Origin of the sequence: Microseira wollei NIES-4236 (assembly GCF_020521235.1) — a bacterium.
GTDB classification, from domain to species: domain Bacteria; phylum Cyanobacteriota; class Cyanobacteriia; order Cyanobacteriales; family Aerosakkonemataceae; genus Microseira; species Microseira wollei.
Genome location: NZ_BLAY01000282.1, coordinates 1 through 8,311 on the forward strand (window position 1 = coordinate 1; position 8,311 = coordinate 8,311).

General features: G+C 42.0%; 8 protein-coding genes and 4 pseudogenes. 8 read left to right on the forward strand and 4 right to left on the reverse strand.

Features of this window, described 5'->3' with window-relative positions:
- The coding region (locus MiSe_RS45720) for a glycosyltransferase family 39 protein (protein WP_444980633.1) at positions 1-1,007 on the forward strand (1,007 nt) is incomplete at its 5' end.
- A gap of 154 nt (positions 1,008-1,161) precedes the next feature.
- Here the strand turns inward: MiSe_RS45720 and MiSe_RS54495 are convergent.
- A pseudogene (locus MiSe_RS54495) lies at positions 1,162-1,245 on the reverse strand (hypothetical protein); the annotation flags it as partial.
- A gap of 151 nt (positions 1,246-1,396) precedes the next feature.
- Here MiSe_RS54495 and MiSe_RS45730 point away from each other — a divergent pair.
- Entirely contained in the window at positions 1,397-2,986 is a 1,590-nt protein-coding gene (locus MiSe_RS45730; protein ID WP_226593464.1) for a glycosyltransferase family 39 protein, read from the forward strand.
- 154 nt (positions 2,987-3,140) lie between these two features.
- Here MiSe_RS45730 and MiSe_RS54500 read toward each other — a convergent pair.
- Positions 3,141-3,224, reverse strand: a pseudogene (locus MiSe_RS54500) (hypothetical protein); the annotation flags it as partial.
- 166 nt (positions 3,225-3,390) lie between these two features.
- Between MiSe_RS54500 and MiSe_RS45740 the strand changes: the two are divergent.
- On the forward strand, positions 3,391-3,819 hold the full coding sequence (locus MiSe_RS45740; RefSeq protein ID WP_307731665.1) for an MEKHLA domain-containing protein: 429 nt from the start codon (positions 3,391-3,393) through the stop codon (positions 3,817-3,819).
- On the opposite strand, the gene MiSe_RS45745 is transcribed toward MiSe_RS45740, so the two are convergent.
- Positions 3,820-4,335 carry a hypothetical protein gene (locus MiSe_RS45745; RefSeq protein WP_226593466.1) on the reverse strand — a complete coding sequence of 172 codons (516 nt, stop codon included), beginning with the start codon at positions 4,333-4,335 and terminating at the stop codon, positions 3,820-3,822. It abuts the gene before it with no gap.
- A 184-nt stretch (positions 4,336-4,519) separates the two neighbouring features.
- Here MiSe_RS45745 and MiSe_RS45750 point away from each other — a divergent pair, with 184 nt between their 5' ends.
- Positions 4,520-5,107 (forward strand): Uma2 family endonuclease, encoded by a 588-nt coding sequence (locus MiSe_RS45750; RefSeq protein WP_226593468.1) that lies wholly within the window; start codon positions 4,520-4,522, stop codon positions 5,105-5,107.
- 75 nt (positions 5,108-5,182) lie between these two features.
- Here the strand turns inward: MiSe_RS45750 and MiSe_RS45755 are convergent, their stop codons facing one another.
- Positions 5,183-5,617, reverse strand: coding sequence for a hypothetical protein (locus tag MiSe_RS45755; protein ID WP_226593470.1), 435 nt, complete (start codon positions 5,615-5,617; stop codon positions 5,183-5,185).
- 89 nt (positions 5,618-5,706) lie between these two features.
- Between MiSe_RS45755 and MiSe_RS45760 the strand changes: the two genes are divergently transcribed.
- From MiSe_RS45760 to MiSe_RS53400, 4 genes and pseudogenes are all read left to right on the forward strand, one after another.
- Entirely contained in the window at positions 5,707-6,426 is a 720-nt protein-coding gene (locus MiSe_RS45760) for a Uma2 family endonuclease (protein ID WP_226593472.1), read from the forward strand.
- A gap of 141 nt (positions 6,427-6,567) precedes the next feature.
- Positions 6,568-6,858, forward strand: a complete 291-nt coding sequence (locus MiSe_RS45765) for a nucleotidyltransferase family protein (RefSeq protein WP_226593474.1) — start codon at positions 6,568-6,570, stop codon at positions 6,856-6,858.
- Positions 6,848-7,201: pseudogene (locus tag MiSe_RS54300) on the forward strand (HepT-like ribonuclease domain-containing protein). The gene MiSe_RS45765 and the pseudogene MiSe_RS54300 overlap by 11 nt, the downstream one beginning before the upstream one ends.
- Positions 7,202-7,708: 507 nt before the next feature.
- Positions 7,709-8,212, forward strand: a pseudogene (locus MiSe_RS53400) (tetratricopeptide repeat protein); the annotation flags it as partial.
- Between the last annotated feature and the right edge of the window lie 99 nt (positions 8,213-8,311).

Sequence of the window (8,311 nt, forward strand, 5' to 3'; positions counted from 1 at the left end):
ATGCAGCAAGTTTGTCCCTATCAATCTATACACACCTGCTGTCTGTATTCGTCGCAATAGCACATGGTATCTATGTGGTTGCAATTGCAGGTGTTCGACTGAGTAAAGTATTGGTTGCTTATCTAATTGCTGTGTCGGTAGGGTTGCTAACTTTCCTGCCCTGGTTTTTTGTGATTTTGGCTAACTATGACCGAGTTTCAGGATCAATAGCATGGCAAAATAAGACGATACCACTGCCTTCTTTGGTGGCATATTGGGGAATAAACTTGAGCCGGATTTTTCTAGATTTAATACCTACTTACCGTACTGACACCGACTTCAGTAGCTTTAAAAATACCTGGTCTATTTCTCTCATAACAGTTCTCTTAATTATGGTTGGATACTCAATCTATTTTCTTTGGCGTTATAGTTCAAGAAGGATTGGGTTGTTTATCTTTACCTTAATTGGTGTTTCAGCACTCCCTCTAGTACTCCAAGACTTAATTTTTGGTGGGATCCGCTCATATAATAATCGGTATTTAATCGCGTTTTATCTAGGTATTCATTTAGCTGTAGCTTATCTATTTGCCACTAAAATAACATCAGCATCTGCTAAGTTTTGGCAACAGAAGCTGTGGCAGATTGCTCTGATTGCCCTAATTTCATGTGGAGTTCTCTCAGGCGCGATTATTTCTCCAGCAGAAACTTGGTGGAACAAGTATTACGGATCGGAGATTATTCAAATAGCTAGGACTGTGAATCAAGCTAACTATCCACTTGTGCTCGTTGATGATTATAATTGGTCGTCGAAGAATAATGTCTGGTCTATGATTAATTTTCTAGAACCTAAAGTTAGACTTCAGTTAGTAGTTGAACAAAATATCTCAAGAATTCCTGATGGTTTCAGCGATGTATTTTTATTCATTCCTTCCAAGGAATTGCAAGATGGAATAAAAAAAGAGCATAAAGTCAAGATAGATCCAGTTTTTGAGGGCACTCTGTCTCTCTGGAAATTAGAAAAATTGTGAGGAATCTCCGATGAGGCAAAACCCCTAACGGGAGTTAAACGAAAATCGAGAAGCAATAAAGGTATAATCCAGGCATGGCAAACATTTCACATTAAGGCTTGAGTCATGAAACAGACAACTACCGTCGCCATGCCTCCTTGCTCGCTTGAGATGGTGTAACGAGTTGATTAATGATTTCTACTATCCCTATTTCATCGATTATTCCAGCGACTAATCCCAGATGACTTCGGTAGTGTATGGATGGGTAATTGCTCGCTTGCTAATTGCGAGCTTTTCAATTGCCTCGAGAGCATCCTATGAAGGAACGCTGCTATCTTTACTCCAAGCAAGAATGAATTATAGCTGAAGAAATTGGATTGAATAAACATCCACAGTTGAGGAAAGTCAAGATGACTCGAAACGGAACAATCAGCCCACCTTGGTTGCATTTTTTTATAATTATCCTGCTAGTACTGGGCATATTTTTCCGCTTCGTCAACCTTGACCGAAAAGTCTTCTGGAATGATGAGATTGCGACGATATATAAGATTTATGGTTACACAGATTATAAAAGAGCATTCAATGGTCAAATAATTACCATCTCTGATTTACGCAAGTATCAGCGCCCCGACCCTAAAATGAGTGTCATTGATATCGTAAAAGAATTAGCGACATGGGATTCTAAACACGGGCCTCTATATTTCGTGATAGCGAGATTTTGGGCCCAATGGTTTGGCAGTTCAGTAGCGGTGATGAGAAGTTTGTCTGCCTTGATTGGCTTGCTAGTATTCCCTTGCCTCTATTGGCTTTGTCTAGAATTATTTCAATCATCGCTAGTGGGTTGGGTAGCAGTAGCACTGATAGCTGTATCACCATTTCATGTTCTATACGCTCAGGAAGCACGGATGTATAGTTTGCAGACAGTCACGATCTTGTTATCTTGCGCTGTGTTGCTACGAGCCATTCGTGTCAACACAGCGCTTGGTTGGGGACTTTATGCAGCAAGTTTGTCCCTATCAATCTATACACACCTGCTGTCTGTATTCGTCGCAATAGCACATGGTATCTATGTGGTTGCAATTGCAGGTGTTCGACTGAGTAAAGTATTGGTTGCTTATCTAATCGCTGCGTCGGTAGGGTTGCTAACTTTCCTGCCCTGGTTTTTTGTGATTTTGGCTAACTATGACCGAGTTTCAAAATCAGTAGAATGGCAAAATCAGACGATACCGCCTTCTTTGGTGGCATGGGGAATAAACTTGAGCCGGATTTTTATTGATTTAATACCTACTTACCCTACTGACACCGACTTCAGTAGTTTTAAAAATACCTGGTCTATTTATCTCATAAGAGTTATCTTAATTATGGTTGGATACTCAATCTATTTTCTTTGGCGTTATAGTTCAAGACGGATTGGGTTGTTTATCTTCACCTTAATTGGTGTTTCAGCACTCCCTCTAGTACTCACAGACCTAATTTTTGGTGGGATCCGCTCGCTTAATAATCGGTATTTAATCGCGTTTTATCTAGGTATTCATTTAGCTGTAGCTTATCTATTTGCCACTAAAATAACATCAGCATCTGCTAAGTTTTGGCAACAGAAGCTGTGGCAGATTGCTCTGATTGCCCTAATTTCATGTGGAGTTCTCTCATGCGCGATTATTTCTCCAGCAGAAACTTGGTGGAACAAGTATTACAGCTCCGAGAGTATTCCAATAGCTAGGATTGTGAATCAAGCTAAATATCCACTTGCGATCGTTGTTGATGATTATAATTGGTCGTCTAAGACTCATGTATGGTCTATTATTGATTTTCTAGAACCTAAAGTTCGACTTCAGTTAGTAGTTGAACAAAATATCTCAAGAATTCCTGATGGTTTCAGCGATGTATTTTTATTCTGTCCTTCAAAAAAATTGCAAGATGGAATAAAAAAAGAGCATAAAGTCAAGATAGAGCCAGTTTTTGAGGGCACTCTGTCTCTCTGGAAATTAGAAAAATTGTGAGGAATCTCCGATGAGGCAAAACCCCTAACGGGAGTTAAACGAAAATCGAGAAGCAATAAAGGTATAATCCAGGCATGGCAAACATTTCACATTAAGGCTTGAGTCATGAAACAGACAACTACCGTCGCCATGCCTCCTGGCTCGCTTGAGATGGTGTAACGAGTTGATTAATGATTTCTACTATCCCTATTTCATCGATTATTCCAGCGACTAATCCCAGATGGCTTCGGTAGTGTATGGATGGGTAATTGCTCGCTTGCTAATTGCGAGCTTTTCAATTGCCTCCAGAGCAGCGATTAGCGATTAGCTATTAGCAGTTACACAACCGTTGCTACCTGACATTGGTTCTTCGTAAAATTATGGAACAACTTCCTTAGCAACAGGAACCTGTTATCCGGCACAGTTTGCGTCTGTGGCACAGTTTTCAGCATTGGACGGGCAAAACTTTACTTGAAAATAGCAGCGATGCAGCAGCAGAAATTGCCCGCGAGCTATTTTTAGCGCCCTTTGTCCTAGTTTCCCACGGCACCGAACCCGATCCTATTTTTAATTACGGCAATCAAAAAGCCCTCGATTTGTGGGAATTAAGCTGGGAAGAACTTACCCCAATGCCTTCACGATATACGGCTGAACCTTTAGCGAGAGAGGAGCGCGAGCGCATTCTCACTCAAACCAAAATCCAAGGCTTTGTTAACAATTATCGCGGCGTCCGCATTTCTAGTAAAGGGCAGCGCTTTTTGATCGAAAACGGCACGCTCTGGAATGTACTAGACGAGCAAAAGCAAATTTGCGGACAAGCCGCCGTCTTTTCAACATATACACCCCTTTCTTAATTATAGCATTAGTTGCTTGAACTGGTGTAAATTTTCTGGACTGAGATTCACTTTCACCTCCAGCAGTTGGTTGTTATCCCGCAGCGTCAGAATGCAACCATCACCTTCTTGGCTGTATTCTACTTGGGGATTGTTTAACTCAAATTTCTGATAAATCGCTTCTTTTAAACCCACCCGGATGACAATCTCTCTTTGCGACTGGGGATAAATATACAATTGTTGGCGAAGCATGTCCAATTCGAGTTTATGCGGCGTGGTACTGCGTTCTTGCTGAGAATCAGGTTTGCGCCAATAAAGAGTAATCCCGCGAATTTCCGGGTTAGATATCAGAAACAATTCATCAAATCGCTGAGGTTCCCAGTCGATTTCCCGCACATCGGCGGTGGGTGGAATCAGTCGCTGTCGCCAAGTAATTTCCTGACCGTTGAGACTGGCAAACCATTGTTTGATAATGGCAAAGTTATTCGGATTCTCCTGGTTTGTACTACCCTGCTGCCAAACAGTTATGCGTTGCATAAGCGACTCCTGGATTTGTTCGCACAGTTAAAGATTAACAAAGATTAAGCAAATTTGTTAGCTGCTAGATCCCCGACTTCTTAGAGAAGTCGGGGATCTGGGTGCTATCTATAACACCTTGTCCACCTTGAGCGCTCAGTTGACCTAGAATCAGAATAACTGCGTCAGCGAAGCCGTTAAAATTATGACTCTAATTCAAGCTAAACGCTTCACCTTGGAAGAATACCATCGGCTAGGAGAAATCGGCTTTTTCCATGAAGATGACCGAATTGAACTGATTCGCGGAGAAATTGTACAGATGTCAGCAAAAGGAACACTACACTCTGTTTGCACCACCTTGTTAAATCGCGAGTTATCCAAGCTGATAGGAGAACGCGCTACACTGCGAATCCAAGACCCCATTATATTGCCATCCACCAGCGAACCAGAACCGGATGTTACAATTGTACAAAATCGCTCCGATGAATATGTATCGGCTCACCCGATTCCGGCTGATATATTGTTGGTGATTGAAATTTCAGATTCTTCTTTAGATTACGACCAAAATGTTAAAAAGCCTCTGTATGCTGAAGCCGGTATTCCCGATTATTGGATTTTCAACTTAATCGATAATTGGCTGGAAGTGTGTAGCGAACCATCCGAATTGAGTCAAGGAAGATTTGATTATCTAAATAAGCGTCTGGTTTTGCCAAATCAGAGCATTGCGCTTCCCTGTTTTCCCGATTTATCCCTTGATTTAACCAAAGTGTTTCCTCAAAAGCAAAACTCGTAATTTGTCGCTATATCATCGCGAGAAACCCGACTTTTCTAAAAAGTCGGGTTTCTGGTTTTATGGAAATGCGATCGCTCAATTCCAACCTCGCTCTAACGGCTCGATTTGCAGAGCAGGCGAAATCTCGATTACTGATATCTTGGCATTCTCAACCACCGTATTTCCTAGAATTGTATTGTGCCTTGCCTCAAACTTAGATTCGGCTTCAGCAATTTCTTCATAGTGCAAAATCACGTGGTAATGCTTTTGAATTGGTTCTCCAGAGTCCGCTATTTCCACCGCGAGCGAATCTATATTTTGCTTTTTTTCAGCTTTCTGACGATATTCATCAGCTAAACTTTCTAAAGCGCAAGCGAGCGCATGTTCTTTCGTTTGTCCGTAAAAACGGGTGCAATCCTTAGTGCGAACGCTCAAAGATGGCGAAATCTCGCAAACATACTGTCGATTATCTTGAGGAAACACTGCAATCGAAATTGTTCCAGTAATTCCATCGGGATTCATTTGAGTCATAAGCTGCTACCAAATTTACAACCGCTCTTTTTATACTGTAAAATTTATCCTCACTGCTATAATTTAAGTGAGTTTTGGGGAAAGCCGCCATGTTAAAGTACAACCTGCCCAGGTACTTACCCTCCGCCGAAGAACTACCCGACTCTGATGAAACACCTGTGGATAACGAACTGGAAGAATTAATACCAGGGTTGCTGAAGTCAATATTGCTCATACTTTGGGCAGATCGCATGGACTGGTTTTTTGGCATCGATATGGCTATTTATTATCACCCAGACGAACCTGCCATTGTTCCAGATGGTTTCTTAAGTTTAGGAGTGGAACGGTTTTACGATGAAGAATTGCGCCCCAGTTATGTATTGTGGGATGAAAATGTTGTCCCAAGTCTTGTGCTGGAAGTTGTTTCTCAAACCTATCGGAAGGAATACACAGACAAATTAGCTGACTATGAAGCTTTAGGCATACTTTATTACGTCATTTATTCTTCCCGTCGTCGCCGCAAACCGCGTTTGGAAGTCCATAAGTTAGTCAATGGTAAGTATGAATTACAGTCGGGAAATCCAGTGTGGATGCCGGAAATTGGTTTGGGAATTGGTTATGAAAGGGGAAATTATTCTGGGGTAACGCGGGAGTGGTTATATTGGTACGACGCGCTTGGAAAGCGTTATTTAACCCCTGAAGAACAAGTGAAGCAGGAATCACAACGATCGCTACAAGCTCAACAACAGGCGCTACAAGCTCAACAAAGAGTGGAACAATTAGCTGAGCGATTGCGAGAGTTGGGGATAGATCCCGAGCGGTTGGATTGAGTGCAGTCAAGCGATCGCGTTCGCGATCGCTTGAAGCAAATTTGAGCTAGGAAGTAAAATAGGATTGTGCGATCGCTCTGGTTCAACTGTAAAGTATAGAAACTGCTACGTTAATATTAAATTAATTTCTGGAAATAAACCATGAAACGGGATGAAGTATTGGCAATTATAGCGGCACACCGAGAACAGTTGCAGGAAATGGGAGTAAAATCTCTTAATTTGTTTGGTTCAGTGGCAAGAGATGAAGCTCGTCCAGATAGCGATGTAGACTTTTTAGTAGAGTTTAATCGACCTGGTGGGTTGTTTCAACTTTTGCAAGTGCAGTATTATTTAGAAGATATTCTGGGGTCTTCTGTAGATTTGGGAACTCAGGATGCTTTGAGAGAACATTTACGAGAACCTGTACTAAAGGATGTCATTTGTGCCTTCTAGAGATTGGCGGCTTCGCATTCAAGATATTTTGCAATCTATCGCTGAAATAGAGCAGCGTACAAGCGGGATAACGTTTGAGGAATTTGAAAGGAATCAAACTATTGTCAAGGCTGTTCTCTAGGATTTTGTAATTATTGGAGAAGCTACTAGAAATGTATCCAATGAAATACAGTCCCGCTATCCTCTCATACCTTGGCGTTTGATGGGAGGGATGCGAAATGTTGTCAGTCACGAATATTTTCAAGTTAATTTGAGTAGAGTTTGGCAAACGATTCAAGACGATTTACCTTCATTGGTGCCACAACTACAGGAAGTGCTGGAGACGGAAGCATCGGGAGAATAGTTGATCGTGTATGCGATCGCTTTCTTCTTTCTCCAAAAGTGAATTATGCGATCGCTCTTGCACCTTGGTTTAAGCGCGATCGCAACACCCTAAGATCCCCGAATTCTCTAAGAAGTTAGATATCTTAGTATTAACTTAACCAGCACAGTACCTTTCTGGCTTAACAAGCGATCGCGCTACGTACTGGGCTTGATATCATCCGGACGAAAATGCCCCAAGAGCGTCAGCATCCCGCACGCTCACTGACGGGGGTTCATGCTCAAAACCTTCAATGAGTTATAAAATAAGATACTCGAAGCAGAGCTGGCACACATGAATAACGAAAATGAGCAAAAGAACGAAGGTATTGTTTCATCAGGTAATCAAGCGCAGGCAAAGTCTTCTTCTGACCTGGATCGGAAGTAATTAAATTTAGCCAATCAGAATCAACCTGTTGATGACAAATCTTTACAGTCACCGCCAATGCCTTCGGTTGAAATTAGTGCATAAAATTTCTATAACCGAAGTGAAAAAAGGTTTGATACAGGAAACTATCAGGGGGCAATACAGGATTGTGACCAAGCTCTCCGTCTCAATCCCAATTATGTCGATGCCTACAACCGTCGGGGATATGTGCGTGCAAGCTTGGGAGATTATCAAGGAGCGATAGAAGATTACAGCCAAGCGATTCGGATTAATCCCAACTATGCTAAAGCCTACCTCAACCGAGGTTTTGTTCGCGCTGCTTTGGGAGATAATCCAGGAGCAACGGGGGATTACAACCAGGTTCTCCAGCTTACTCCAAAAAATTCAGAAGACTACATTTGTCGTGGTTCTGCCCGCGCTAAGCTGGAAGACAAGCAAGGAGCAATTGAGGAATTTAACCAAGCAATGCGGATCGATCCCAAAAATGCCAATATCTACAACAACAGGGGGCTTGTCCGCCACGCCTTACAAGATTATCAAGCAGCTATTGAGGATTACAACTTAGCCCTACGAATTAACCGTTCTGAAAAACCTATGCAAAGCTAGGCATTCCTAGAATTTGCAACCTGTCAGAACGTGCAGACTAAGCGAAAGCTACGATTTTTGAGTCATGACACCAGTTGGTGAACGCCAGCCTTCTGCTCT